Here is a 26,925-nt window from a genome sequence, read left to right on the forward strand (position 1 = left end):
TTCCAGACATCAGATCCGGGCGGAATGACCGCCCTGTTTCGACGGCGCCTTCGGGGCGCCGTTTTCGTTCCTGCCGCAGCCTTTCGTTTCATCCATCATGCGGTCGTGCCCGAATCGAACCAGAGCGGCCCCGGACCGCAGCGTCAGGAACGGTTCGCTTTCGCGGCCTTGGCCGCCCGATTGCGCTCGGCGATCGACCTGCCGAGATCCGGCTTGTTCACCTGCCGACCCCGGGCGATCGCCAGGGCATCGGGCTCGACATTCTCCGTGATGACGCTGCCGGAGCCGACATAGGCCCCATCGCCGATCGCCACCGGCGCGACGAGCGCGGAGTTCGAGCCGATGAAGGCGTTCGCGCCGATCTGCGTCAGATGCTTGAGGGCCCCGTCATAATTGCATGTGATCGTGCCGGCACCGATATTGGCGTTCGCGCCGATTTGCGCATCGCCGATATAGCTGAGATGATTGATCTTGGCGCCCGCCGCGACGTCGGCCTGCTTCACCTCGCAGAAATTGCCGACCTTTGTGCCCTCCCCGAGCCGCGTGCCCGGCCGAAGGCGCGCGAACGGCCCGACCGCCGCACCGGTTCCGACCATCGCGCCCGACAGATGGCAGAAAGCGTGGATGACCGCACCCGGCGCGATCGTCACCCCCGGGCCGAACACCACGTTGGGCTCGATCAGAACATCCTCGCCGACTTGCGTGTCGTAGGCGAAATGAACGCTCTTCGGATCGATCAGGGTCACCCCCGACAGCATGACGCGTTCGCGTGTGCGCGCCTGCCAGAGCGCTTCGACTTCGGCAAGTTCGGCGCGATTGTTGACGCCGATCGTCTCGGCGACAGGCGCTTCGATCGCCTCGACCCGGTGCCCGCACCGGCGCGCGATTTCGACGAGATCCGTGAGATAATATTCGCCCTTCGCATTGTCGTCGCCGATCGCCTCCAGCATCGAAAGCGCCTCGCGGCCCGAAAACGCCATGATGCCGGCATTGCAGAAGCCGATCCGAAGCTCGGCCTCGCTCGCCTCCTTCTGCTCGCGGATCGCGACGAGCTCGCCCTTCTCCTCGATCAGGCGGCCATAGCCGGTCGGGTCGGATGGGCGGAACCCGATGACGCAGACCGCAATGCCCGTCTCGAGCCGGGCGCGCGCGCGCGCGATGGTGTCCGGCGAAAGCAGCGGCGTGTCACCGAAGAGGACGACCACGTCGTCGAAGCCTTCGGCCAGCGCGTCCCTTGCGGCGAGAACCGCATGTCCCGTGCCGCGCCGCTCGACCTGCTCGAAGGTCGCGGCCGATGGCGCATCCTTTCGAACGGCGCTTGCCACCGCGTCTCCGTCACGGCCGACGACGAGGGCGAGCGCATCCGATCCAGCGCCGAGCGCGGCACGCGCCACATGGCGCACGAGCGGCAGGTGGCCGACCTCGTGCAGAACCTTTGAGCGGGACGAGCGCATGCGCGTGCCTTCGCCGGCGGCAAGGATGATCGAGAGACAGGTGCGGGACATCGAAACTCCGGTGCAGCGGCGCTGGACTGATCCGTGCGCCTTCTGGAACGCATGGCTCTCCTCTCTCACAGGTGGGCCGCCCTTGGGAAGACGAAGGCGGCAGCGTCCGTGACGCGGGAGCGTCGGGCCGGCGCGAGCGCGCTTGTCAGCCGATCGCCTGAAGAGCGGGGAACGTCTCGAGAAGCCAGAACGACATCCTTTGCATGCCGCCGGTGAGGAACAAGAGGCCGGTGACGACGAGAAGCCCGCCCATCGCCTGTTCCACACTCTTCAGGTGACGGCGAAACCCGCCGAGCCAGGTGAGGAACGCTGCCGAAAAGGTCGCCGCGAGGATGAAGGGAATGCCGAGCCCGGCCGAATAGACGCCGAGCATGAGGGCTCCCTCGCCGACGGTGTCGCGGGCGCCGGCAAGCCCGAGGATCGCGCCGAGAACCGGTCCGATACAAGGTGTCCAGCCGAATGCGAAGGCGAGGCCCATCAGATAGGCGCCGACGATGCCGGCCGGTGTCCGGGGCCCGCGGAAGCGCTTCTCCCGCGCGAGAAAACCGAGCCGGAAGACGCCGAGAAAGTTCAGCCCCATGACGATGATCATGATGCCTGCGACGGTTCCGAGCCAGTTGAGGTTCTGGCGCAGCACGCCGCCGATCGTGCTGGCGCCGGCGCCGAGTGCGATGAAGACGGTGGAAAAGCCCAGAACGAAGACGATGCTCGTCAACAGCAGCCGGCCCTGATGGGCCGATTCGCCCTTCGAGCCCGCGCGCAGATCGTCGGCGGACACGCCGGCCATGTAGCACAGATAAGGCGGGACGAGCGGCAGCACGCACGGCGAGAGAAACGAAAGCGCACCGGCGAGTGCGGCGGTCGGATAGGACAGTTCGCTCAGCACGTCTTCAACACCTTTTTCACTCTCGCAAGCCTTCGGCGATGGTTGCTCGCAAGGAGGTTCGCCTGCGGACGCCGGAAGGTTACCGGTCCGCCCCGGGCGGCACCCTTGTCGGCCACGACACGATCTAGCCCATCCCGGCCGCAACCACCAAGCGCCAAACGAAGAGGTCCCGTCTGCCCGCCGTCCCGATCACGGCGCGGGAAGGGCCAGGAACGGCGTTGAAGGGAAACGGCGCGACGCCCCGTCAGGATGCCCGGCAAGACCGCGTGCGGCACCGTCGCGCATGTCCCGCGCAACAGAAAGGCACCGCCGACTTGACCCTTGAGGATTTGATGGCCATAAGGACGCCGCGATGGTCGATCGGCACGCCCTTAACTCCCGGGCACGCCAACGGACCGCAGTGTCGTCCCTGGATCAGAACCCAGCCTCGAACACACAGAGCACGACAGGGTCGAGCCACCTCGGCGAAATCCGTCACTTAGCGGGAGTTGGGGCGCGTAGCTCAGTTGGTAGAGCAACGGACTTTTAATCTGTAGGTCCAGGGTTCGAGTCCCTGCGCGCCCACCAAATTTTCTCAATCTAATCTGATGTTTAGCCGTGACGGCCTACCGATCCTTAGGGTCGGTAGGCGGCTGGGGTTCCGAAGGGGTTCTGTATGGCGCCTTTCAACCAAGGTGATCGTTCACCTGCAAGTGATATCACCCTTGTGGAGACGCAAGCTGTCCGAGAACAACATCCGAAACACCTCGTCACTGTCGCGCATTTGGAACATCATCGGCGATTTATGTGGACTGAGACGTTATAGCAGTGATGTCGGATGGAATCGACTGCGGCTGAAGGCATGGATTGATGCGACGGCCGCATACTCCATGTCCGATCTCATTGTTTTGCTTCTGCATAAGCTCGAATCGCGCGCAGGATGGTAAGAAGTATCTGCCCAAATTTAAGTTTGTATTCAGACCCCAAGCTGCGCAGGAGCACGTTATTCACGACTAAACGTGTGTTTTCACTCACCTCTCTAAAGGTCGAAATCACTGATCTTGACTTGGCAACCCAAAGCCCCTGACGTAAATGAGTGCAGTCTTCTATCTGAGATTAATTTTAAGGTGATTCCTTGCCGATCGAAATCGATATTAAAACGCGGATTATAGCTGACGATCATCGCGTCTTGATTGCGCGTCCAGGCGCCAAATACAGGCTTCACTCGGAGTTCTACAACCGCAATTTCGTAGGCGTCGAACTTCCTGGGCTTTTCGATGAGAACGAACAGATATCTTTTCAAGACGAAAATATTGTAGCGCGAGTGAAGCGCTCTCTAGCGATTCGGAGATGGCTAACAAGGGCAGCTGACGAAGACGAGCCGACGCATGATTTGGCTGATTATGACAACCAAACGGTAACCCCAAGCATCAGACAATACATGCGACTGCTGCAGTATTATCTCGTTACGGCAGCACAAGGCGACCTCGTACTGAACCCACCTATGAGTTTTGATGGCATGGTTCAGATCGGGGAGGTAACACCGCAAGCCAATCCGCGTCTATATCAGGTGGAGCAGTACGGTCAGTTTGGCTTGGTCGGCATCCCGGTTAGGTGGGTTGGCAAACTACCAAAACAGTCATTACCTGCATCATCTCTTGAAGCTTTGAAAAAGCCGACGGCTTTGTTTGCAGTTGGCCCTCAGCAAAGAGATAAAATTTATGCAGCTGCCTACGGGAATTACACCTACAAAGACTTGTACGTTTCGAGTTTTGCAACACTCAGCGAGCGTTATGGTTCCTTCGAAGAACTAATTTTTCAATCTTTTGTCAATTCTGTCGCGCTAAATACTCAGAGAATTGACTTAGGACGTGACGATGTCGTCAGCTTGAGCGCCGCTGCCGCTTTTTTAATCGAGAACGGTGAAATAGAACTTGGCGATTACGGCCTTGACCTTAATATAAATATTAATTCACCGGGCATTATTTCACTTATTTCTTCTAAGATCACGCCTATTGTAGCAGTGACGATATTTACCCTTGCGGTGTTACATGGCGGTCAAGCTTTTACTGAAATTGCCGCTGGTCAGTTGATTATCGGCAATTCGTCGGCTGAACCGGGAGATCCATGTGCCGCGCTTGTCCACCAGCAAACCTATGCCCAAATTCAGCTTCTAGGATGGGACAAATGGGTCCCTGAATGCGAACGTTTGTTAAGATTGAGAGAGGAAACTGGACTCGGAACGCGAACCAATTAGAACCGACTGGTCCACCAGGGCAAGAAAATGAACGATAAAATAAGATCAATCGTTACTCACGCCTTGACCGCTTTGCTTGCAGCGGCGGTGACTTTTTTCGTGCAAGATTTTTCTGATTTTCGTAACGATAAGCGCGCTGAGCAGAGAGCTATTGTCGCAACTCAGAACAGCGTGGCAGAAGAATTGCAAAAAATTCTCGTCGATATGAAGGAAGTTGCGAACGGCGAACGCTCATCAAACCCTGAAGACGTTGAGAAACTACGTTTGGTTCTATTAAAGGATCGAGCTTCTGCTCAGCAATTAGCCTCAATAGTGCCCGCATCTTCCTCCGAGCTCGATCCATTCGAAAAGGCGAGCGTGAACCTCCTTAAAGAAGCGGAGCGGCTAAAGGGTCCACTCGACGCTCCGAGGATGACAGAAGCCCTTAGCGAGTATCTTTACCGCCGGGGAGAACTTATTGCAGCAGCCGAAAATTCACGCAATTCTTACCTCCAGTTCTGAAAACATCAGCCGAATGCGTAGCGCACCTTGGTGTTTGGGTCGCTGCGAAGTTGGCGAACTTGAACGATGGAGAACGTGCTGATCGAAGGTCGGCAAATTTGCCTACCTCGCCTTTTGATGACGAGCCTACATCTCGCAGCGTTCCTGTGACCCAATCCACCGCCGCCGATCTTTTGCACGTGTCCGAGCGCACGCTTCGGAACGCCAAGGCCGTCCAACGCGCCGCCATTCCAGATGTCCAGCGCGCCGTCGAGTCCGGAGAAGTCCGTGTTTCCGCGGCGGCGAAGATCGCAAAGCTGCCAGAGGAGGACCAAGCCAAGGCTCTTGACTCATTTCGACCTCTTGTCCGTCATGTCGCGGACGATCGGCAAGGGGAACGCGGATGATCGATGACGACGAACCAGAGATCGAATTCTCGCCGCTTGGTGGCCCGTTCACGCGCGATGGCATAACAGTCGAGGGTCGCGGCACGGTCGGCGAATGTCTTCACGTCGCCGAGGGAACTTGCGGACCGCAGACGCCGTCCGGTCGAGATCCATCCCCGACGTCCAGTGCGCCGCGGAGCCAGGCTCCCATGCCCGCTTCTGGCAGACCGCATGGGCGAGGGCGGCCGGATATTCCGGCCGCGCCATCCGCAATCAGTTGAACGTGTGGAGTGCGAGTTTCAGGCTGCCGTCGTCCCCCTTCTCGAAGACGTGGGTCGCGACGCCGCCAATGTCCGATCCGTCGCCCCCTTTCGCCGACCATCTGGATGCCGCGACGATTTCATTGCCGTCTTCCATGACGCGGATCACCTCGAGGGCGTGGCCTGTCACGCCGGCCTTGAAAAGTCCGTCGAAGAATTGCCCGATCGCTTCGGGGCCTTCGACCACATTGTGCGTGGGCGGCAGGAAAACGGCATCGTCGGCATAGGCAGCCGCCACCTTCTCAGCATCACCACTGTTGAAGGCCGCATTCCATTGCTCGTAGGCGGCTTTCACGTCGCTTTCGGCATCGGCCATAGCGATGGAAGGCGCGATGATCATGAGCGCCGTAGCGAACAGCACAGATCCGAGATGTTTCATAATTTCCTCCTCAAACGCGTCGAAAGGACGCGATGGGCAGGCTAAGCGCTGACCTGAGGTATGTCTATCGGGTGCGATTGCTGCGGTCCGTGCGGAAAGACCCCCACCGATCGGCGAAGGCCCGCCCGACCGGTACCGCGACGTCCGCCGGGCTTTGCGTGGATCGATCACGCCGTCGCCACCTCCCGCCGTGGGTAGACGGAACGCCGGCGGCATCGGCGAAAACCCGGTCGGGACGAAGCGAACACCGGCCCCGTCCGCCAACGAGACCACGACCCGCTCGCCATCCCGATCACGCGGCGCTCTTCTCGCGCCGCCTCCCCCGCCTCCTTCGCTTCAAACCGTAACCATCTGTTCGGCTTGGCATGGCCGGCCTATCATGGACACCGTTTCGAACGGGTGGAGGAGATGGACCGATGACGATGAGCGATGCCGCAACTGAGGTACGGCGCTGTGCGGAAGCACTGACCAAAGCCCTCAACGATGCCGCGGCGGCGGGGCAGAGCATGACGGTCGAAGTCGTCCAGCACGAGCGCGACGGCGCGCGTGCCGACCGGCGCGAGGTGATCGTCCATCACCACGATGCCGATAGCGGAATCAAGCCGGAAGATCTGAATTCGGCGAACGATTACTGACCGTCCCAAGGGGCCGGCCGCTGCTTGCACGCAACGCCTTGCCGCGGTCGACGCTGTGCTTGCCGATCCGGGCCGACGTCACGGCGGCTTCGTCCACCGATGCGGCGGATCGTCCCCTCACGCGATTGTGCAGGGCCCGGGCGTGGCCTTCCGGCGGTTCCGGGCGAACCTTGTGCATGACCGGAACAGGAGATGCCGCCATGAACCGCCTTGCCTTGCGCCTTGCCGTCCTCGTCGCCCTCTCGGGCCCGATGGCCACGAAGATCGCGAAGGCGGACGATGCGTCCGACGTAAGGGCTGCGATCACCGCGCAGATCGAGGCGTTTCGCGCGGACGACGGCGCCGCGGCCTATGCGTTCGCCGCCCCCCAGATCCAGGCGATGACCGGGTCGCAGGAGCGCTTCATGGATATGGTCCGCACCGGCTACCCGCAGGTCTACCGCGCGAACAATGTCTCGTTCGGCGCGCTGCAGCCTTATGCGGGCGGCTTTGTGCAGGACGTGTTCCTGACCGATCCGAAGGGCCAGGCCTGGATCGCCTCCTATACGCTCGAGCGGCAGGACGACGGGTCGATGAAGATCACCGGCGTCCAAATCCGCAAGAGCGAGGAGCTTGCCGTCTGAACGGTCAGACCGGGTCGATATCTCCCCGCGCCCACCCGGCTTCCGTCTCGGCCTTGAAGTCGGCGAACCGTCCGGCTTCGATCGCATCGCGCATGCCGGCCATCAGCCACTGATAATAGGCCAGATTGTTCCAGGTCAGCAGCATGCCGCCGAGCGCTTCGTCGGCGCGGGTCAGATGGTGGAGATAGGCCCGCGAATAGTCCCGCGAGGCCGGGCACGCCGAGGCCTCGTCGAGCGGGCGCGGATCCTCGGCATGGCGGGCATTGCGCAGATTGATCTTGCCGAAGCGGCTATAGGCGAGGCCATGGCGCCCGGCCCGCGTCGGCATCACGCAATCGAACATGTCGACCCCACGCGCCACCGACTGCAGGAGATCGTCCGGCGTTCCGACGCCCATCAGATAGCGCGGCTTGTGCGACGGCATCACCGGCAGCGTCTCGTCCAGCGTCTTCAGCATCACGTGCTGGGGCTCGCCGACCGCCAACCCGCCGATCGAATAGCCCTTGAGGTCCATCGCCGACAGGCGCTCGGCCGAGCGGATGCGCAGATCGATGACGTCGCCGCCCTGCACGATGCCGAACATCGCCTTGCCGGGCTGGTCGCCGAAGGCCCTCGCCGAGCGCTCCGCCCATCGCAACGACAGTTCCATGGCGCGCTCGATCTCGGCGCGCTCGGCGGGCAGCCGAATGCACTCGTCGAGCTGCATCTGGATGTCACTGTCGAGACGATCCTGGATCTCGATCGAACGCTCCGGCGTCAGCCTGTGTTGCGAACCGTCGATATGGCTCTTGAACGTGACGCCGGTCTCGTCGAGCTTTCGGAGAGCTGCGAGCGACATGACCTGGAAGCCGCCCGAATCGGTGAGAATCGGATGCGGCCAGCGGGCGAACTCGTGGAGTCCGCCGAGCCGCGCCACGCGCTCGGCGCCCGGCCGCAGCATCAGATGGTAGACATTGCCGAGAATGATGTCGGCGCCCAGGTCGCGCACCTGATCGAGATACATCGCCTTGACCGTGCCGGCGGTACCGACGGGCATGAAGGCGGGCGTGCGCACCGTGCCGCGCGGCATGGTGATCTCGCCGCGTCGGGCCTTGCCGTCGCTTGCAAGGAGCTTGAAGGTGAAGTGCGTGGTCATTGCTGGCCTGTCCGACTCTGTGCTGCTTCTGGGATCGCCACCGTCTTCGAATGCCGTCGCGACCATCCGGCGATCGCTCGACCGGACGATGCCGACGCCGGGCACTGGGCGCCCCGGTCCCGGCAAACCCGCCCGTTCCGACTCACGGGTCGACCCGGTCCAGAAGGCAGGCGTCCCCGTAGGAATAGAAGCGATATTCGGCGGCGATGGCGTGATCGTAGGCGTCCCGCATGCGCGCGAGCCCGCAAAAGGCCGAGACCAGCATGAACAGCGTGGACCGGGGCAGATGGAAATTCGTCATCAGCCGGTCGACCGCCTTGAACCGGTAGCCGGGCGTGATGAAGATATCCGTCGGCCCGGAAAAGGGTGCAAGCCGGCCGTCGTCGCCGGCGGCGCTTTCCAGAAGCCGGAGCGAGGTCGTGCCGACGCAGACGATCCGCCCGCCGCTTGCGCGCACGCGATTGAGGCGGTCCGCCGTCGCCGCGTCGAGATGGCCGATTTCGGCGTGCATCTTGTGGTCCTCGGTCGCCTCGGCCTTGACCGGCAGGAAGGTGCCCGCGCCGACGTGAAGGGTGAGGAATTCCATTCCGACGCCCCGCGCCCGGATCTTACGCATGAGATCGTCGGTGAAGTGCAGCCCCGCCGTGGGTGCGGCGACCGCGCCGGGGTCCTTTGCATAGATCGTCTGGTAGTCGGCCCGGTCCTGCGCGTCGTCGCCGCGCTTGGCCGCGATATAGGGCGGCAGCGGGACATGGCCGACCGATGCGATGGCGGCGTCGAGATCGGGGCCGGACTGCGCGAAGGTCAACGTCGCCTCCCCGGCATCGCCGCGCGCCGTCACCTCGCCCGTCAGGGTCTCGCCGGCGGCCGAGGCGAACCGGATCGTGTCGCCGGTCCTCACGCGCTTTGCCGGGCGCACGAAGGCGGCCCAGCTCGACGGCGACAGGCGCATGTGCAAGGTCGCCTCGATCTGCGCGATGCCTTCGCCCTCGCGCGCGCCGGTGCGCTCGCGCGCGCCGAACAGCTGCGCCGGAATGACCTTGGTATCGTTGAAGACGAGAACGTCGCCGGGGCTCAGCAGGCCTGGCAGATCGGCGATCCGGCGATCGGCCAGTCCGTTACCGGATACGCCCAGAAGCCGCGCGCTCTCGCGCGGGGATGCCGGCCGGAGCGCGATGCGCTCCGGCGGCAGCTCGAAGTCGAATAGGTCGACCCTCATGATGCCGCGACGATCGGCTCAGGCCGCGTCGACGTCGCTCTTGACGCGCATGGTCGTGATCGAGTCGGGATCCCTGACGGGCTCGCCCTTCTTGATCTTGTCGACATTGTCCATGCCCTCGATGACTTCGCCGAAGACGGAATATTGCTTGTTGAGCCATGGGGCGTCTTCGAAGCAGATGAAGAACTGCGAGTTCGCCGAATTCGGCGCGGCCGTGCGGGCAGCCGAGACGGTGCCGCGCTTGTGCGGTTCGGCCGAGAACTCGGCGACGAGGTCCGGCTTGTCCGAGCCGCCCGCGCCGGTGCCCGTCGGATCGCCCGTCTGGGCCATGAAGCCGTCGATCACGCGATGGAAGACGACGCCGTCATAGAAGTTCTCGCGGGCGAGCTCCTTGATGCGCTCGACATGATTGGGCGCCAGATCGGGGCGCAGCTTGATCACGACCCGGCCCTTGGTGGTCTCGAGGATCAGGATGTTCTCGGAATTTTCGTCAGCCATTGTCAGTCTCTCTTTCGTCTTCGTCGATCGGGACGACAGGCGCGGAAAACCGGTTCCGCCTCCATCCTGTCGTGGTCGATCAAAAAGGCGGTCCGGGAGGTTGCCCGAACCGCCGTGTCATGGCGTCCTAACTGTGTCAAAACCGGTGCCGGTGCAACCCCGCGGCGCGACGAGCCGTGCCTGTCAGCCCTCGGACCCGCCCACCGTCACCTTCGTCATCACGTCCGGGTCCTCGACCGAGCCGTTCTGGCGAGCGTCGCCTTTCTTGATCTGGTCGACGACATCCATGCCTTCGACGACGTCGCCGACGATCGTGTACTGGCCATCGAGGAAATCGCCATCGGCAAGCATGATGAAGAACTGCGAATTGGCCGAATTGGGATCCTGGCTGCGGGCCATGCCGACCGTGCCGCGATCGAAGGTCTCGTCCTCACTGAACTCGGCTTCGAGGTCCGGCTTGTCGGAGCCGCCCATGCCGGCGCCCGAGGTGTCCGCGCCCTTCTTGCCGAACTCGACATCGCCGGTCTGGGCCATGAAACCGTCGATCACCCGGTGGAACACGACATTGTCGTAGGCACCTTCCCCGGCGAGCGTCTTGATCTGCTCGACATGCTTGGGAGCAAGATCGGGACGCAACTGAACGACGATCGACCCCTTGTTCGTCTCGATGTTGAGACGGTCCGCGGCCTCGCCGTCCTGGGCAAGGCCCGGCGCGACGGCCGCGAGGGAAAGTCCGGCGACGATACCGAGAGTGGCTAGAAACTTCATGGGAAACCTTTTCTACGCTGACCATCGAACACGGCGCGTCGCCCTCAAATCCTTGCGAGGGCAGCCAGAACCGGTTCGGGAACGAATGGCGAGACATCCCCGCCCATCCTTGCGATCTGACGAACCAATGTGGCGGTAATGGGCCGGGTCTTCGGCGAGGCCGGCAGAAAGACGGTCACGATCTCCGGTCGCATCGCCCCGTTCATGCCGGCCATCTGCATCTCGTAGTCGAGATCCGAGCCGTCCCGAAGACCCCGCACGAGCACGCGGGCGCCGGCCTTCGCCGCCGCATCGACGACCAGCCCGTCGAAGGCGACGATATCGACCGGCGCACGCAGCCCTTCGGATTCCACGCTTTCGCGGATGAGGCGGACGCGTTCGTCGAACGAAAACATCGGCTGCTTGGCCGCATGGACGCCGATCCCGATGACGACGCGGTCGAATGCCGCGAGGGCTTGCCCGAGAATCGACAGGTGACCGCGGGTAACGGGGTCGAAGGAGCCGGGGAAGAAGGCGGTGATCATCTGGAGGACCCGAACGTTTGCGCGATCAAGAACCGAGACAATTCGTCATAATTCGGCAAAAGACAAATGCCGTTCCTATCTCTAGGGTGAAGCGTCAAGAGCACGGGTCGCGGACCCCCATCATGGTCGGTGGGAACCAATCCTCGGTTCGAAGCGTATTTCAAGCAGGATAACGAGGAGAGACTTCATATGCTGATCGCCGTTCTATCTCTCGCCATGATCATCCCCCTGACCGCCGCGACCCTCATGAGCGTCAGCAATGAGCAGGATCGCAAGAGCATCAAGGTCAAAGCGCGGGACCACCGCCGCTAAGCCTTTATAATCATATCGTCCGACCTCTGGCAGAGCCGGGCGGTACGACTTGTCACGACACATAGGCCGCCGCTCCCCTATCCCGGGAGCGGCGGCTTTTTCGTGGGTGACGGGCGACGGCGTCAGACGTCGTCCGACGGCGTTCCGTCCGGCATGTCATCGTCCGTCGGCGTTTCAGGCGATGCGTCGCCCACGCCGTCGTCGATCGGAGCCTTTCCGTCCATCGGATCGGAATCGGCAAGGTCTCCGGCGGTGGTGTCGGCGTCCGCCTCCCCCGCCTCGTCCGTGCCCTGATCGGGAATGCGCTCGACCGAGACGACCCGCTCGCCATCGGCCGTCTTGAAGATCGTGACGCCGCCAGTCGCGCGACCCTTCATGCCGATGCCGTCGATCGGAACGCGGATGACCTGGCCCCGATCGGTGACGAGAAGCAGCTGGTCTTCCGCCGCCACGGGGAAGCCCGCGACGAGCTGTCCGAGCTTGTCCAGCCGGTTCGTATCGGTGGCGCGGATGCCCTTGCCGCCGCGGCCCGAGGTACGGAACTCGTAGGACGAGGACCGCTTCCCGTAACCGAATTCGGAGACGGTGAGGATCATCTCCTCGGCCTCGCTCAGGAACGCGTAGCGCTGCGTATCGATCGAGGCATCCGCGTCGACCCCTTCCTCGTCGACCGTGATCTCGTCCTCGTCCGTGCTGCCGGCGACCGCGCGGCGCATCTTCAGATAGGTCGAGCGCTCTTCGGCGGTGGCGTCCACGTGGCGCAGGATCGCCATCGAAACGACCGTCTCGCCTTCGCCGAGCGAGATGCCGCGCACGCCCACCGAGTTGCGCCCGGCGAAAACGCGGACATCCGTGGTCGGAAAGCGGATGCACTGGCCGGACGAGGCGGTGAGGAGAACGTCGTCATCCTCCGAGCAGGTCGCGACGGCCAGGATCTCGTCGCCCTCCTCATCGAGCTTCATGGCGATCTTGCCGTTGCGGTTCACCTGGGTGAAGTCGCTGAGCTTGTTGCGGCGTACGGTGCCGCGCGTCGTCGCGAACATGACGTTCGTGCGCTCGGCCGCCTCCTCCTCGCTCGGCAGCGGCAGGATCGAGGTGATGCGCTCGTTCTTGTCGAGCGGCAGCATGTTGACGAGGGCCTTGCCCCGTCCCTGGGGTGTGGTCAGCGGAAGCCGCCAGACCTTCTCCTTGTAGACGATGCCGCGGGAGGTGAAGAACAGGACCGGCGTGTGGGTGTTGGCCACGAACAGGCGGGTCACCGAATCCTCGTCGTTCTTCAGGCTCATGCCCGAGCGGCCCTTGCCGCCGCGGCGCTGGGAGCGATAGACGCTGAGCGGAACCCGCTTGATGTAGCCGCCATGGCTGACGGTGACGACCATGTCCTCGCGCGGGATCAGGTCCTCGTCGTCGAGATCGGCGGCCCCTTCGGACAGTTCGGTGCGGCGCGGCGTCGCGAACTCGTCGCGAATCGCCGACATCTCGTCCTTGATGATCTGCATGACGCGCTCGCGCGACGACAGGATATCGAGATAGTCCTTGATCTCGGTGCCGATCTTCTCGAGCTCGTCGCCGATCTCGTCGCGCCCGAGCGCCGTCAGGCGCTGCAGGCGAAGATCGAGGATCGCGCGGGACTGGGCCTCCGACAGGCGGTAGGTGCCGGCCTCCGAAATGCGGTGGCGCGGATCGTCGATGAGCCGCACCAGCGGCGCGACGTCCTTCGCCTCCCACTCGCGCGTCATCAGTTGCTCGCGGGCCGTCGCCGGATCGGGCGCGGCGCGGATGAGCTTGATCACCTCGTCGATGTTGGCGACGGCGATGGCAAGACCGACGAGCACGTGGGCGCGCTCGCGCGCCTTGCGCAGAAGATATTTGGTGCGCCGGTTGATCACCTCTTCGCGGAACGAGACGAAGGCCGACAGCATGTCCATCAGTGTCAGCTGTTCCGGCTTGCCGCCGTTCAGCGCGACGATGTTGGCGCCGAACGAGGTCTGCAGCGGCGTGAACCGGTAGAGCTGGTTGAGAACGACGTCGGCGGTCGCATCGCGCTTCAGTTCGACCACGACCCGGTAGCCGTCGCGATCGGACTCGTCGCGAATATCGGAAATGCCCTCGATGCGCTTGTCGCGCACGAGCTCGGCCATCTTCTCGATCATGGTCGCCTTGTTCACCTGATAGGGAACTTCGGTGACGATGATCGCCTCGCGCTCGCCGCGGATCGTCTCGAAATGGACCTTGCCGCGCATCAGAAGCGAGCCGCGCCCCGTGGAATAGGCCGACATGATGCCGGCCTTGCCGAGCAGGATCGCGCCGGTCGGAAAGTCGGGGCCCGGAATATGCTCCATCATCTCGGTGAGCGTGATCTGCGGATTGTCGATCAGCGCGATGCAGCCGTCGATGACCTCGCCGAGATTGTGCGGCGGAATGTTCGTCGCCATGCCGACGGCGATGCCGCCGGAGCCGTTGACGAGGAGGTTCGGGAAGCCGGACGGCAGAACCACCGGCTCCATCTCGCGGCCGTCATAGTTCTCCTGGAAGTTGACGGTTTCCTTGTCGATATCGGCAAGCAGCGCGTCGGAGATCTTCTCCAGCTTACACTCGGTATAGCGCATGGCGGCCGGCGGATCGCCATCGATCGAGCCGTAATTGCCCTGGCCCTCGATAAGGGGCGCGCGCAGCGACCAGTGTTGCGCCATGCGCACGAGCGCGTCGTAGATCGCCGAATCGCCGTGCGGGTGGAACTTGCCCATCACCTCGCCGACGACACCGGCCGACTTGCGGTAGGACTTGTTCGAGGTGAGGCCCATCTCGTGCATGGCATAGAGAATGCGCCGGTGCACCGGCTTCAGCCCGTCGCGCACGTCCGGCAGCGCGCGGCTGACGATCACGCTCATGGCGTAATCGAGGTAGCTTCGCTGCATCTCGTCGATGATGGACACGGTGCCGATGCCGGGACCGTCCGGCGGTCCCCCGATCGGTGCTGGTGGAGGCGTCAAGTCGTCGTTGTCGTCAGCCAAGGATGGGTCCTGAATTGATGCGAAATCGTACGCCCGCTATAGCCTAAAGGGTCGCATCAGCGCAAATTCCGGGCCCCTGTCCGGCACGGCTTGCCTTGAAATCCAACGCTTTATCGCGAACGCCGCGCGCCTCGATCGCCCGGGTGGAACTGCGACGCTTGCCTCCGCCACCCGTCCGTGTTTTCAGGAAGGCTTCTGCCACTCGGGTTTGCGCGATGATCGACCTGCTTCTCAACGGCTTCGTCACGCTCTTCGTGATCGTCGATCCGCTCGGGCTCATTCCGCTCTATCTCGCGCTGACGCCGGGGGTCGGCAGGAAAGCCCGCATCGCGATGGCCTGGAAGGGTTGCCTGATCGCCTTCGTGATCCTCACGGTGTTCGCGCTTCTCGGCCTTGCGATCCTCAATGCCCTCGGCATCTCGCTGGGCGCGTTCCGCATCGCCGGCGGCCTGTTTCTCTTCGTCATCGGGTTCGAGCTGGTGTTCGAGAAGCGTGCCGAGCGCAAGGGACGCAGCGCCTCGAAAATGGTCGCGGACAAGGACGACGATCCCGACGAGGACACCGACGTCGCCGCCTTTCCCCTGGCGATTCCGCTGATCGCGGGGCCGGGCGCGATCGCCGCGGTGATCCTGTTGTCGGGCAAATTGCCGAGCGCCATCGGCCAGGCGAGCATGGTCGGCGTGATCGCGCTGACGCTCCTCGTGACCTTCGCCTGCCTTGCGGTGGCGCACCGGCTCGACGCCATTCTGGGCGCGACCGGCCGGGCCGTCATCTCGCGGGTGCTGGGCGTCATCCTGGCCGCGCTGGCCGTCCAGTTCGTCGCCGACGGCATCGCAGCCCTGTTCCTCGAGAACGGCGGAACGTTCAACACCCTCTGATCGGGCGGGAGGTCATCTTCTCGCCTGGCTCGACATCGCCTCGAAGCCCCTCGGGTGCGGCCGTTCGGGACCGATCCGACAGGACGCTCGCTGACTTAGCGAACTTCGCGACCGGGCGCGGAGCTGCGGGCCGTGCCAGGCGCCGCCAACACAGTAGAAAAAGCCGGCGCTGTCGCCATGACGACGTCGCCGGCCTTCGGGTTTCATCGGCGAGAACACCGATCCGGCGATGCTGCGCAGGCGCCTCGACCGATCCAGCCGAGGCGATCAGCCGCTCTACCCGATCCGGGCGAACCCGGCGATCCGAACGCTCAGAACGGGATTTCGTCGTCGAAATCGCGCGAACCGCCGCCGCCGGAGGAGCCGCCACCATAGCCGCCACCGCCACCGCCATAATCGCCGCCGCCGCGTGAACCGCCGCCGGACGAACCGCCACGCGAACCGCCGCCGCCGCCGTAATCACCGCCGCCACCGCCAGCGCCATCGCCACGCCCGTCGAGCATGGTCAGCGAGCAGTTGAAGCCCTGCAACACGACCTCGGTCGAATATTTCTCCTGGCCGTCCTTGTCCTGCCATTTGCGGGTCTGAAGCTGGCCCTCGAGATAGACCTTCGAGCCCTTCTTCACATATTGCTCGATGATCTTGTTCAGGCCTTCGTTGAAGCAGACGACCCGGTGCCATTCCGTCTTCTCGCGCCGCTCGCCCGAGGTGCGATCGCGCCAGCTCTCGGAGGTGGCGAGAGAGAAATTGGCGATCGGCTTGCCGTCCTGGGTGCGCCGCATCTCCGGATCGGCCCCGAGATTGCCGACGAGAATGACCTTGTTGACGCTGCCTGCCATCGAAAAACTCCATACAATGAATGCGCGCAAGCCTAACGGCGCAGGCGTCGGGGCGAAAGGGCAACGTGGCCGCCCTCAACAGAAAACAACCGGTACCGCCCGCCAGGCCGCATCGTCGCGACCGGAACAAAGTTAGAACAAACTCTTTCTTTGAGTCAATCCGCGCTTTAAACTGCCTGGTGCTCGCCATAGATAGGCGTCGATCCAGACAATTCCGAAAAGACCGGTACCGCTCCTCATGGCCGAACTGAAGACGATCTCCATCCGCGGCGCGCGCGAGCACAATCTGAAGAATGTCGATCTCGATATTCCCCGCGACAAGCTGATCGTCATGACCGGCCTTTCGGGCTCCGGCAAATCATCGCTCGCATTCGACACGATTTATGCCGAGGGCCAGCGACGCTATGTCGAGAGCCTTTCGGCCTATGCGCGCCAGTTTCTCGAGATGATGCAGAAGCCGGACGTCGACCTGATCGAAGGCCTGTCTCCGGCGATCTCGATCGAGCAGAAGACCACCTCGAAGAACCCGCGCTCGACGGTGGCGACCGTCACCGAGATCTACGATTATATGCGCCTCCTCTTCGCGCGTGTCGGCATTCCCTATTCCCCTGCGACCGGCCTGCCGATCGAAAGCCAGACGGTCAGCCAGATGGTCGACCGGGTGCTGGCGCTCGAGGAAGGCACGCGGCTTTATCTCCTCGCCCCGATGATCCGCGGCCGAAAGGGCGAATATCGCAAGGAACTGGCCGAGCTTCAGAAAAAGGGTTTCCAGCGCGTCAAGGTGGACGGGGAATATTACGAGATCGCCGACGTTCCGGCGCTCGACAAGAAGTACAAGCACGACATCGATGTGGTGGTCGATCGCGTGGTGGTGCGCGAGGACATGAAATCGCGCCTCGCCGATTCGATCGAGACCTCGCTCGGCCTTGCCGACGGGCTGGCGGTCGCCGAATTCGCGGACCTGCCCCTGCCGAACGAACGGCTGGCCAGCGCCGGCGCGAACCGGAACAAGAACGAGACCCACGAGCGGCTGCTGTTTTCGGAAAAGTTCGCCTGCCCGGTCTCCGGCTTCACGATCCCGGAGATCGAGCCGCGCCTGTTCTCCTTCAACAATCCGTTCGGGGCATGCCCCAAATGCGACGGTCTCGGCTCGCAGCAGGCGGTGGACCCAAAGCTCGTGGTGCCGAACGAAAACGTCACGCTGAAAAGCGGGGCGATCGCCCCGTGGGCGAAGTCCACGTCGCCCTATTACGGCCAGACGCTGGACGGCCTCGGCCAGCATTACGGCTTCAAGCAGACCGACAGGTGGTCGGACCTGTCGGACACGGCGCGGGACGCGATCCTCAACGGCACCGGCAAGAACAAGATCGAGTTCCGCTTCAAGGACGGGCTGCGCGCTTATTCCACCACGAAGACCTTCGAAGGCGTCGTCACCAATCTGGCGCGGCGCTGGCGCGAAACCGATTCGACCTTCATGCGCGAGGAGATCGAGCGCTTCATGTCGGCCACCCCCTGCCCGGCCTGCAACGGCCACCGGCTGAAGCCCGAGGCGCTGGCGGTCAAGATTTCCGGCCGGCATATCGCCGAGGTCAGCGAACTGTCGATCCGCAACGCCGCCGACTGGTTCGAGAACCTTCCCGCCCATCTCAACGAGAAGCAGAACGAGATCGCGGTGCGCATCCTCAAGGAAATCCGCGACCGGCTGCGCTTTCTCAACGATGTCGGGCTCGACTATCTGACGCTGTCGCGCTCGTCGGGCACCCTGTCGGGCGGCGAGAGCCAGCGCATCCGGCTCGCCTCGCAGATCGGCTCCGGGCTGACCGGCGTTCTCTATGTCCTGGACGAGCCGTCCATCGGCCTGCACCAGCGCGACAACGAGCGCCTGCTCGTCACGCTCAAGCATCTGCGCGACATCGGCAATACGGTGATCGTCGTCGAGCATGACGAGGATGCGATCCGCGAGGCCGACCATGTCGTGGACATCGGACCGGCGGCCGGCGTGCACGGAGGCCACGTCATCGCCTCGGGCACGCCCGAGGAGGTGATGGGCAATCCGGATTCGCTCACCGGGCGCTACCTTTCCGGCGATCTCGGCGTGCCGGTGCCGCAGACGCGCCGCAAGGCCAGGAAGGGCAAGGCGGTCAAGGTCGTCGGCGCGCGTGGCAACAATCTGAAGAACCTGTCCGCCGAGATCCCGGTCGGCCTGTTTTCCTGCGTCACCGGCGTGTCCGGCGGCGGCAAGTCCACCTTCCTGATCGAGACCCTGTTCAAGGCCGCCTCGCGCCGCATCGCCAACGGCCGCGACGTGCCGGCCGAGCACGACCGGATCGAGGGGCTCGAACATCTCGACAAGGTCATCGATATCGACCAGTCGCCGATCGGGCGCACGCCGCGCTCGAACCCGGCCACCTATACCGGCGCGTTCACGCCCATCCGCGACTGGTTCTCGGGCCTGCCGGAATCCAAGGCGCGCGGCTACCAGCCCGGCCGCTTCTCGTTCAACGTGAAGGGCGGGCGCTGCGAGGCCTGCCAGGGCGACGGCGTCATCAAGATCGAAATGCACTTCCTGCCGGACGTCTACGTGACCTGCGACGTGTGCCACGGCAAGCGCTACAATCGCGAGACCCTGGAAGTCACCTACAAGGAGCGCTCGATCGCCGACGTGCTCGACATGACGGTCGAAGAAGGCGTCGACTTCTTCGCCGCCGTCCCGGCCGTGCGCGACAAGCTCGTTGCGCTGAAGGAGGTGGGGCTCGGCTATATCAAGGTCGGACAGCAGGCGACGACCCTGTCCGGTGGCGAGGCGCAGCGTGTGAAGCTTGCCAAGGAGCTGTCGCGCAAGGCGACCGGCCGCACGCTCTACATTCTCGACGAGCCGACCACCGGCCTTCACTTCCACGATGTCGCAAAGCTTCTCGAAGTGCTGCACGACCTCGTCGATAAGGGCAACACCGTGGTGGTGATCGAGCACAATCTGGAGGTCATCAAGACCGCCGACTGGGTCGTCGACATCGGCCCCGAAGGCGGCGACGGCGGCGGCGAACTCGTCGCCACCGGCACCCCGGAAGATATCTGCAAGGAAAAGCGCTCCTATACGGGCAAGTTCCTGAAGGAGCTACTGGAGCGGCGGCCGATGAAGAAGGTGACGAAGGTGGCGGCGGAGTAGCTGTTACCAGAGGGTATCGGCGCCGAGCGAGGCAATTTTGGCATCGACGGTAATCACGGGAATTGCGAGATCCATCGCCTGCACCGCGATGATCCGATCGAACGGATCGCGATGATCGGACAGGATCTGACCGGCGCGGAGCCCCTGCGCGGCCGTGAGTTTGGCGACCTGAAATTTCTGCGAATGGACGACTTCTTCGAAATTCTCGATGAGGGGCGTGGCTTCCGGCAGCTTTCCGAGCCGATGCTTGTTGGCTATTTCAAATGCAGAGATCGCGCTGACAAATATCTCGTTCGCGTCATCCCGGAGCAACGCTTCTGCGCGATTGGAGAGGTTCGGGGACGCAAGAACCCACCAGAGCAGGACATGCGTATCGATCAAGGCCCTCATTTGAGCGGGTCAGTCTCGTGCCCGTTTTCCCAATCGCGCAAATCCTCCTCCGACATCGGCTCCAGACAGAGATCCTTCGGCACATCCTTCAACAGATGGGCCAATGCACCGGGAACACGCTGTCCTGTCGCAGCACGTGGGATCGGATCAAGGCGAACCACCGGCAGATTGCGCCGTGCAATCCATATCTCTTCACCGCCTTCGGCGCGCGCCAAGAGGTCGGGAAGTTCGCTCTTCGCTTTGTCCATGTCCACGATCGTTGCCATGGAAAAAAGCTAGACAGGTTCGACCCCGGTTTCAAGCAGGATCATCCGGCAAAGTCGCCGGCTCTCATGGTTTCGGCAACAACCGCCGAACCGCACTCAACCCCACGCCTTTCTCCTCGAACCGCTCCACCGCATCGGCCAGCGGCTCGATCGCCGTCAGCATGTGGAAGGCGTTGGCGTGCAGCAGGCGCTGGCCGTCGAGCATGATGCCGACATGGCCGGGCCAGAAGATCAGATCGCCGCGCTTCAGCGCCTCGATGCCTGCGATGCGGGTGCCGAGCTCGCGGGCCTGGTCGCCGGAATCGCGAGGGGCGTCGATGCCCGCCATGTGACAGGCCAGCTGCACGAGCCCCGAGCAGTCGATCCCGAGCGCGCTCTTGCCGCCCCACAGATAGGGCGTTTCCAGGAACCGTTCCGCGACGGCCACGAAATCGGTCTCCACCGCGCCGAGCGGTCTGGCGTGCTGCTGCACGATCGCGCCGCCGCCGTCGATGAGATGATAGCGCGCATTTCTGTCTTCCGCCTCCCCGACGACGGTGACGAGCGCGCCCATCGGCAGATCGGCGACCGGGGGCCGTTTGATGTCGGGTTCGGGGAACAGAAGCGTGCGCGGTACCGAAATCCGGTGCGTCGGGATATCGTCCGCCCCGCCACCCCCGGCCGGATTGAGAGCGGCGAACGGCGTGTAGCCGACATAGCCGTCGTCGTCGAGCTGGACCCAGGCCCAGGCCTCGCCGTCCACTTCGGTCTCGTCGAAGACCACGAGCCGCTCGCCGAACAGGGCTTCGGTATCGAGCGCCGAGCCGTGGCCGGGCTCGCGGTGGAGCGGCGCGATCGGCACCGAGACGAGGCCGGGCTGGCCTTCGATGAAGCGCTCGGCGGACACGCGGCCCTTGAGGGTGAGGTCGGCGAGATCGGCGCGATAGGCGTTGAGGCGTGGGTTGAGCTTTTCGGTCATGTCAAAATGCTTGTCTTTTGGTGCGGATCATTGGGCGGGATGGCGCCGCGACAGAACGTCGAACAGGGAGCGGATGGCATAGGCTTCGCCGCCGACCGGGCCGATGGCGGAGGCTTTCGGGCGCCAGCCATACAGATCGAAGTGAGCCCACTCCGCGGCCTTCTCGACGAAACCCTCGAGGAACAGCGCCGCGGTGATGGCGCCCGCGAAGCCGCCGGAGCTGACATTGTTGGTGTCGGCGACCTTGGACGCGAGATCGCCTTCGTAGGGCCGGTAGAGCGGCAGGCGCCAGGACGGATCAGCAAGGCGCGTGCCGGCCTCCGCCACCTCCTCCGCCAACCTTGGACTTTCGGTGAACCAGGCGGGAAGATCGGGACCGAGCGCCACGCGCGCCGCACCGGTAAGCGTCGCCATGTCGATCATCGTCTGCGGCGCCTCCTCGTCGCCATAGGCCAGCGCGTCGGCGAGAACGAGGCGGCCTTCCGCGTCGGTGTTGCCGATCTCGACCGACTTGCCCTTGCGGCTCGTCAGGACGTCGCTCGGCCGGAAGGCGTTCGCCGAAATCGAGTTCTCCACGGCGGGAATGAGGACGCGCAGCCGCATGTCGAGCTTTGCCGCCATGATCATCGAAGCCAGGCCGAGAACATTGGCCGCGCCGCCCATGTCCTTCTTCATGAGCAGCATGTTGGACGAGGGCTTGATGTCGAGGCCGCCCGTGTCGAAGCAGACGCCCTTGCCGACCAGCGTCACCTTCGGCGCATCCCCGCGGCCCCACACGAAATCCAGAAGGCGCGGCGCCGAAACGCTCGCCCGCCCGACCGCGTGGATCATCGGAAAGTTGCGCTCGATCAGCGCGTCGCCGACGATGGAATCGACGGAACCGCCGTGGCGGACGGCGAGATCGCGCGTTGCTCGTTCGAGTTCGGCCGGGCCCATGTCGTTGACCGGCGTGTTGATCAGATCGCGCGCGAGGCAGACGCCGTCCGCGATCGTACCGGCCCGCCCGATCGCGGCGGCATCGCCGAGATGGACGCGCACGGCGTTGCCGCCGGCCGAACCGTCGCGCGACGAGCCCGTCTTGTAGCGATCGAAGGCATAGGCGCCGAGCCTCAGGGCAAGTCCGGCGAGATCGGGGTCGAGATCGCTCTGTTCGTCGAGATGCCAGTCGCCGTCCGGCAGTTTTGCGGCAAGTGTCCCGAGGCGCAGGGCGGTGCGGGCCCTGTCGCTCGGATCGCGCGCCTCCGGCTTGCCGAGGCCGAAGAGCACCTCGCCGATTCCCTCGCCGCCCGGCACGAGACAGACCTCGCCCGTCGCTCCGTCGAAGCGAGAGAGTTCGGCCCATCGCCGGGCATCCTCGCGCAACCCGTCGCGCTCGCCCGGGCGAACGAGAACGATCGGTCGCGAGGCGGCGGCACGTTTGGCGACGAGGGAAATGGACATCTGAACTCCCGCGGAAAGGCCGGCCTATTAACCGACCATTAGGGTTAACGAATTATTCTTCGAGGCAACACCGGACAAGCTCGGCTGATCCAGACCCGCCCCTTTTCGCCGAACCAGAACGAGAGCGCGACGCATGCCCAACATTAGTCCGAAAGCAGCTTCGAAAAAGGCCCTTCTGTTGTTTGGCGCGATGACCGTCCTCGTGGTGTCGGGCTGCGCGAACAAGGTGAGCCACGAAACGACGGGCTCGATCGCCCGCCCCGCAGGCCTCGAGGCTCAGCCGGCACCGGCCAGGGCACCGGCCTCCACCGTGGCGCAGATGTCGTCCGGGGAACTGCGGACGGCGGTCGATGCCTACGGCCAGCGCTACGAGACGGACCCGAAGAACAAGCAGATCGGCCTCGGCTATTCCGCGGCGCTGCAGATGGCTGGCCGCAACGAGCAGTCCCTCGCCGTGATGCAGCAGGTCGCGATCTCCCATCCCAAGGATCGGGACGTCCTGTCCGCCTACGGCAAGGCGCTGGCGGCGGCCGGCGACCTGCCGAAAGCGCTGGAGACGATCCGCCGCGCCCAGACCCCCGACTATCCCGACTGGCGGCTCTATTCCGCGGAAGGCGCCATTCTCGACCAGCTCGGACGGCCGGACGAAGCCCGCGCCCTCTTCCAGAAGGCGCTGGTCCTGAAGCCGAACGAGGCGACGGTCCTGTCCAATCTCGGCCTCTCCTACCTTCTGGCCGACGATCTTCCCCAGGCCGAGCATTACCTGACGGCGGCGCTGCGTCAGCCCGACGGCGATGCGCGCATCCGCCAGAACCTGGCGCTCGCGATCGGCCTTCAGGGGCGGTTCGAGGAAGCCGAAAAGGTTGCCGCCGGGACGCTGTCGCCGGACGAAGCCAAGGCCAACGTCGCCTTCCTGCGCGAAATGCTGTCCCAGACCAACACATGGTCGAAGCTGAAGCAGGAAGGCCAGGAAGGCTGACCGGCCGCGGCGTCCGGCCTGCGCCTGCAAGCACCGTGATGCACGAAAGAAACGTCGCTTGCCGGGACACCACGGATTGACAAGCCGCGTTCGGTTTTCCACTTCACACCGCATGCGTATCGCCGAAGCCGACATCCTCATCGTTCCGGGCTACAAGGGCTCGCCGGACGATCACTGGCAGACGAGATGGGAGCGAAAGCTCTCGACGGCGCGGCGCGTCCGTCAGGCCGAATGGACCAAGCCGGTCCGGGAAGACTGGTCGGCGGAAATCGCGGCCGCGGTCAACCAGGCGACGAAGCCCGTGATTCTGGTCGCCCATTCTCTCGGCGTCGCCGCCGCCGTCCTGGCGATCCCGGCCTTCGAACGGACCGTGGCCGGCGCGTTCTTCGTGGCGCCGCCCGACGTCGAGAACCCGGCCATCCGTCCGCGCCACCTGATGACTTTCGGGCCCTATCCGCGCGATCCCCTGCCCTTCCCCTCGGTCGTCGTCGCCAGCCGCAACGACGATTTCTCCTCGTTCGAGAAAGCCGAGGACGTGGCGGGCGCCTGGGGCTCGCTCTTCATCGATGCGGGCGATGTCGGCCACATCAATGCCGAATCCGGACACGGCCCCTGGCCCGAAGGCCTGCTCACCTTCGGCAAGTTCATGAGCGGCCTGTCCGCCTTCTGACCTTCCGGCGTCCTCAGCTGCCCGCCCCGTCGAAAGACGTCGCGTCCGGAATGCGGCGCCTCCATCTCATGGCGCTTCCGCCGACGGTCTTGGAGCATCGGCCCGAAAAGCGCTGTTCGGAAAGCCCGATGCGTGAAACCGAAGAGAGGGCTAGCCTGTCGTGCGCCTGACCGGACGCACGACAGGCTAGCGCCGCAAGTCCGCGGCGAACCGCTTTGCGCCTTCCGCGATGATCGTCACGTCGAGGCCGGCGCACACGCAACTGAACCCCATATCGGCAAAACGGCGCGCATAGGCGGGGGTGGGCGCGTAGCACGCCGCGATCCTGCCGTTCTTACGGCAGGCCTCGGCGATCCGCTGCATCGCCGCTTCGAGCCGCGGCCCGTCGAGATCGACCCTCGCATCGTCGGACAGGGCGATGGAGAGATCAGCCGGCCCGACGAACAGCCCGTCGAGGCCTTCGATCCCGGCAATCTCGTCGAGCGCGTCCATCGCCCGGCCGGTCTCGATCATGCCGAAGGCGAAGGTCTCGGCGTTCGCGGCGGCGACATAGGCCGGCGTATCGCCGCCCCTGGCGAGCGGCGCGGCGCGGATCGGACCATAGGAGCGCAGGCCGAGCGGGGGATATTTCGCGTGCTTGACGAAGGCGCGCGCCTCGTCCGCCGTCTCGATCATCGGCATGATGATGCCGCTCGCCCCCATGTCGAGCGCCCAGGAGACGTGATCGTAAGCACCGACGGGCACGCGCACCAAGGCGGGCTTGGCGAAGGCGTAGGCGCGGGTGATGCCGTCGCGCACGTCGCCCTTGTCGAGCATGCCGTGCTGCATGTCGAAGGTCACGAGGTCGAACCCCGCGCTGAGGAACGCTTCCTGGGTAAACGGGTCGGGCGAGGACAGCCAGGCCGAGATGGCCGGGCCGGCACCGTTGCGCAGGATATCGAGCGCGCCCGCCATCCGGCTCATTCCGCCATCACCTCGCGCTCGGCCTGTTGCAGGAGTTCGACGAGCTTGGCGCGAATGTCGGCATCGGACAGGTCGGACCCGGCCTTGGCGAGGTCGTCCCGCAGGTGCTCGAACACGTCGTCGTCGCCGGGCTTTTCGAAATCGACCCGGACGATCTCCTGGGCATAGGCGTTCGCGTCGGCGCCGGTCTTGCCGATGATCCCGGCGGCCCACAGGCCTGCAAGCTTGTTGCGGCGGGCCCGGATGCGGAACTTCAGTTCCTGATCGTGGATGAAGCGATTTTCGAAATCGCGTTCGCGGTCGGCCATCGTCATGGTTGGTTTCCTCCATCGGACCCGTCGGGCAGCAGCGAAGGCACGCTCGGCGGCATTTCGTGTCGTACGTGTCCAGTTTCACACATCGCGGCGGGCGCCGCCATTCGTGATCGCGATCCGCTCGCCCTTTTGACCGAAAGAACGGGGGATAAGCTCGGCTCCTCGGCCTTTCCGCCGGCCTTTGCCCCTTGTGCCGCTTGACCTTTAACCCGGCGATACCGACTTTCGATACGCACATCGAAACATGGGCCGGCAGCGTGCCGATTGTGATGGAACGCGCCTTGGTCTATTCACGAAGCTGAAACGAGCCTTGAGACCGATCCCCGGCTCGTGTTTCGCCAAGGCCAGGAACAGAGTTTAATATGACACGTCGTCGCCGCATCTACGAAGGCAAAGGCAAGATCCTCTATGAGGGGCCCGAGCCCGGCACGCTCGTCCAGTTCTTCAAGGACGACGCGACCGCCTTCAACAAGAAGAAGCACGAGATCGTCGATGGCAAGGGCGTCCTCAACAACCGGATCTCCGAATATATCTTCGGCCATCTGAACAAGATGGGCATTCCGACTCACTTCATTAAGCGGCTCAACATGCGTGAGCAGCTCATCAAGGAAGTCGAGATCATTCCGCTCGAGGTGGTGGTGCGCAACATCGCCGCCGGCTCGCTCGCAAAGCGCCTCGGCATCGAGGAAGGCACGGTGCTGCCCCGCTCGATCATCGAATTCTACTACAAGGCCGACGCGCTCGACGATCCGATGGTGTCGGAAGAGCACATCACGGCGTTCGGCTGGGCGAGCCCTCAGGAAATCGACGACATCATGGCGCTCGCCATCCGCGTCAACGACTTCCTGTCCGGCCTCTTTCTCGGCGTCGGCATCCAGCTCATCGACTTCAAGATCGAGACCGGGCGCCTGTTCGAGGGCGACATGATGCGGATCGTCGTCGCCGACGAGATCAGCCCCGATTCCTGCCGTCTGTGGGACATCAACACCCAGGAAAAGATGGACAAGGACCGGTTCCGCCGGGACATGGGCGGCCTCGTGGAGGCCTATCAGGAGGTTGCACGCCGGCTCGGCATCATGAATGAAAACGAGCCGCCGCGCCCCTCGGGGCCGGTGTTGGTCAAGTAAGACGGAAAAAACCCG

26 protein-coding genes and 1 tRNA gene are annotated in these 26,925 nt (G+C 63.9%); 11 read left to right on the forward strand and 16 right to left on the reverse strand.

The annotated features are described in order from the left end of the window. Positions 1–143 precede the first annotated feature (143 nt). Positions 144–1,505, reverse strand: coding sequence for a bifunctional UDP-N-acetylglucosamine diphosphorylase/glucosamine-1-phosphate N-acetyltransferase GlmU (gene glmU, locus U0C82_RS12820; protein ID WP_322187561.1), 1,362 nt, complete (start codon positions 1,503–1,505; stop codon positions 144–146). Between the two features lie 145 nt (positions 1,506–1,650). Next, positions 1,651–2,391 (reverse strand): cytochrome c biogenesis CcdA family protein, encoded by a 741-nt coding sequence (locus U0C82_RS12825; protein WP_322187562.1) that lies wholly within the window; start codon positions 2,389–2,391, stop codon positions 1,651–1,653. A gap of 491 nt (positions 2,392–2,882) precedes the next feature. On the opposite strand from U0C82_RS12825, the gene U0C82_RS12830 reads away from it, so the two are divergent. The 3 genes from U0C82_RS12830 to U0C82_RS12840 all read left to right on the forward strand — a co-directional run bounded on the left by U0C82_RS12830 (position 2,883) and on the right by U0C82_RS12840 (position 5,128). Beyond that, positions 2,883–2,958, forward strand: a tRNA-Lys gene (locus U0C82_RS12830). A 547-nt stretch (positions 2,959–3,505) separates the two neighbouring features. Beyond that, entirely contained in the window at positions 3,506–4,627 is a 1,122-nt protein-coding gene (locus U0C82_RS12835) for a hypothetical protein (RefSeq protein WP_322187563.1), read from the forward strand. Between the two features lie 27 nt (positions 4,628–4,654). Beyond that, positions 4,655–5,128: a hypothetical protein gene (locus U0C82_RS12840; RefSeq protein WP_322187564.1), complete on the forward strand. Its 474-nt coding sequence runs from the start codon at positions 4,655–4,657 to the stop codon at positions 5,126–5,128. A 638-nt stretch (positions 5,129–5,766) separates the two neighbouring features. On the opposite strand, the gene U0C82_RS12845 is transcribed toward U0C82_RS12840, so the two are convergent. Continuing rightward, positions 5,767–6,363, reverse strand: coding sequence for a YybH family protein (locus tag U0C82_RS12845; protein ID WP_322187565.1), 597 nt, complete (start codon positions 6,361–6,363; stop codon positions 5,767–5,769). A 245-nt stretch (positions 6,364–6,608) separates the two neighbouring features. Between U0C82_RS12845 and U0C82_RS12850 the strand changes: the two genes are divergently transcribed. Both U0C82_RS12850 and U0C82_RS12855 read left to right on the forward strand, forming a co-directional pair. Next, a complete protein-coding gene (locus tag U0C82_RS12850; protein WP_322187566.1) occupies positions 6,609–6,827 on the forward strand; it encodes a hypothetical protein in 219 nt (72 codons plus the stop codon). Positions 6,828–7,003: 176 nt separating this feature from the next. Continuing rightward, the gene (locus U0C82_RS12855) at positions 7,004–7,450 is read left to right on the forward strand and encodes a DUF4864 domain-containing protein (RefSeq protein WP_322187567.1); all 447 of its coding nucleotides are present in this window, start codon (positions 7,004–7,006) and stop codon (positions 7,448–7,450) included. 4 nt (positions 7,451–7,454) lie between these two features. Here the strand turns inward: U0C82_RS12855 and tgt are convergent, their stop codons facing one another. From tgt to coaD, 5 genes are all read right to left on the reverse strand, one after another. Next, positions 7,455–8,585, reverse strand: coding sequence for a tRNA guanosine(34) transglycosylase Tgt (gene tgt, locus U0C82_RS12860; protein WP_322187568.1), 1,131 nt, complete (start codon positions 8,583–8,585; stop codon positions 7,455–7,457). A 142-nt stretch (positions 8,586–8,727) separates the two neighbouring features. Further along, entirely contained in the window at positions 8,728–9,804 is a 1,077-nt protein-coding gene (gene queA / locus U0C82_RS12865) for a tRNA preQ1(34) S-adenosylmethionine ribosyltransferase-isomerase QueA (RefSeq protein ID WP_322187569.1), read from the reverse strand. Between the two features lie 18 nt (positions 9,805–9,822). Further along, positions 9,823–10,302, reverse strand: a complete 480-nt coding sequence (locus U0C82_RS12870) for a peptidylprolyl isomerase (protein WP_322187570.1) — start codon at positions 10,300–10,302, stop codon at positions 9,823–9,825. Positions 10,303–10,485: 183 nt separating this feature from the next. Then, positions 10,486–11,070 carry a peptidylprolyl isomerase gene (locus U0C82_RS12875; RefSeq protein WP_322187571.1) on the reverse strand — a complete coding sequence of 195 codons (585 nt, stop codon included), beginning with the start codon at positions 11,068–11,070 and terminating at the stop codon, positions 10,486–10,488. A gap of 44 nt (positions 11,071–11,114) precedes the next feature. Next, entirely contained in the window at positions 11,115–11,594 is a 480-nt protein-coding gene (gene coaD, locus U0C82_RS12880; RefSeq protein ID WP_322187572.1) for a pantetheine-phosphate adenylyltransferase, read from the reverse strand. A gap of 189 nt (positions 11,595–11,783) precedes the next feature. On the opposite strand from coaD, the gene U0C82_RS12885 reads away from it, so the two are divergent. Next, positions 11,784–11,906, forward strand: coding sequence for a hypothetical protein (locus tag U0C82_RS12885; protein ID WP_322187573.1), 123 nt, complete (start codon positions 11,784–11,786; stop codon positions 11,904–11,906). Positions 11,907–12,028: 122 nt separating this feature from the next. Here U0C82_RS12885 and gyrA read toward each other — a convergent pair whose 3' ends face one another. Then, on the reverse strand, positions 12,029–14,824 hold the full coding sequence (gene gyrA, locus U0C82_RS12890; protein WP_416186687.1) for a DNA gyrase subunit A: 2,796 nt from the start codon (positions 14,822–14,824) through the stop codon (positions 12,029–12,031). 311 nt (positions 14,825–15,135) lie between these two features. Here gyrA and U0C82_RS12895 point away from each other — a divergent pair, with 311 nt between their 5' ends. Continuing rightward, complete coding sequence (locus tag U0C82_RS12895) at positions 15,136–15,798, forward strand: MarC family protein (protein WP_322187574.1); 663 nt, start codon at positions 15,136–15,138, stop codon at positions 15,796–15,798. 311 nt (positions 15,799–16,109) lie between these two features. On the opposite strand, the gene U0C82_RS12900 is transcribed toward U0C82_RS12895, so the two are convergent. Then, positions 16,110–16,637, reverse strand: coding sequence for a single-stranded DNA-binding protein (locus tag U0C82_RS12900; protein ID WP_322187575.1), 528 nt, complete (start codon positions 16,635–16,637; stop codon positions 16,110–16,112). Between the two features lie 238 nt (positions 16,638–16,875). On the opposite strand from U0C82_RS12900, the gene uvrA reads away from it, so the two are divergent. Then, positions 16,876–19,803 carry an excinuclease ABC subunit UvrA gene (uvrA, locus tag U0C82_RS12905; RefSeq protein WP_322187576.1) on the forward strand — a complete coding sequence of 976 codons (2,928 nt, stop codon included), beginning with the start codon at positions 16,876–16,878 and terminating at the stop codon, positions 19,801–19,803. A 3-nt stretch (positions 19,804–19,806) separates the two neighbouring features. On the opposite strand, the gene U0C82_RS12910 is transcribed toward uvrA, so the two are convergent. From U0C82_RS12910 to U0C82_RS12925, 4 genes are all read right to left on the reverse strand, one after another. Next, entirely contained in the window at positions 19,807–20,184 is a 378-nt protein-coding gene (locus tag U0C82_RS12910) for a type II toxin-antitoxin system VapC family toxin (protein WP_322187577.1), read from the reverse strand. A gap of 5 nt (positions 20,185–20,189) precedes the next feature. Next, positions 20,190–20,441, reverse strand: coding sequence for a type II toxin-antitoxin system Phd/YefM family antitoxin (locus tag U0C82_RS12915; RefSeq protein ID WP_322187578.1), 252 nt, complete (start codon positions 20,439–20,441; stop codon positions 20,190–20,192). A gap of 82 nt (positions 20,442–20,523) precedes the next feature. Then, entirely contained in the window at positions 20,524–21,417 is an 894-nt protein-coding gene (locus U0C82_RS12920) for a C40 family peptidase (protein WP_322187579.1), read from the reverse strand. 27 nt (positions 21,418–21,444) lie between these two features. Further along, positions 21,445–22,857: a leucyl aminopeptidase family protein gene (locus U0C82_RS12925; RefSeq protein WP_322187580.1), complete on the reverse strand. Its 1,413-nt coding sequence runs from the start codon at positions 22,855–22,857 to the stop codon at positions 21,445–21,447. Between the two features lie 133 nt (positions 22,858–22,990). On the opposite strand from U0C82_RS12925, the gene U0C82_RS12930 reads away from it, so the two are divergent. Both U0C82_RS12930 and U0C82_RS12935 read left to right on the forward strand, forming a co-directional pair. Further along, complete coding sequence (locus U0C82_RS12930; protein WP_322187581.1) at positions 22,991–23,836, forward strand: tetratricopeptide repeat protein; 846 nt, start codon at positions 22,991–22,993, stop codon at positions 23,834–23,836. Between the two features lie 112 nt (positions 23,837–23,948). After that, on the forward strand, positions 23,949–24,506 hold the full coding sequence (locus U0C82_RS12935) for an RBBP9/YdeN family alpha/beta hydrolase (RefSeq protein WP_322187582.1): 558 nt from the start codon (positions 23,949–23,951) through the stop codon (positions 24,504–24,506). A gap of 186 nt (positions 24,507–24,692) precedes the next feature. On the opposite strand, the gene U0C82_RS12940 is transcribed toward U0C82_RS12935, so the two are convergent. Both U0C82_RS12940 and U0C82_RS12945 read right to left on the reverse strand, forming a co-directional pair. Continuing rightward, entirely contained in the window at positions 24,693–25,469 is a 777-nt protein-coding gene (locus tag U0C82_RS12940) for an HpcH/HpaI aldolase family protein (RefSeq protein WP_322187583.1), read from the reverse strand. Continuing rightward, on the reverse strand, positions 25,466–25,783 hold the full coding sequence (locus U0C82_RS12945) for a DUF1476 domain-containing protein (RefSeq protein ID WP_322187584.1): 318 nt from the start codon (positions 25,781–25,783) through the stop codon (positions 25,466–25,468). Before U0C82_RS12945 ends, U0C82_RS12940 begins: the two co-directional genes overlap by 4 nt. 362 nt (positions 25,784–26,145) lie before the next feature. Between U0C82_RS12945 and purC the strand changes: the two genes are divergently transcribed. Then, positions 26,146–26,910, forward strand: coding sequence for a phosphoribosylaminoimidazolesuccinocarboxamide synthase (gene purC, locus U0C82_RS12950; RefSeq protein ID WP_322187585.1), 765 nt, complete (start codon positions 26,146–26,148; stop codon positions 26,908–26,910). Positions 26,911–26,925: the final 15 nt, after the last annotated feature.

Origin of the sequence: Fulvimarina uroteuthidis (assembly GCF_034321785.1) — a bacterium.
GTDB lineage: Bacteria > Pseudomonadota > Alphaproteobacteria > Rhizobiales > Rhizobiaceae > Fulvimarina > Fulvimarina uroteuthidis.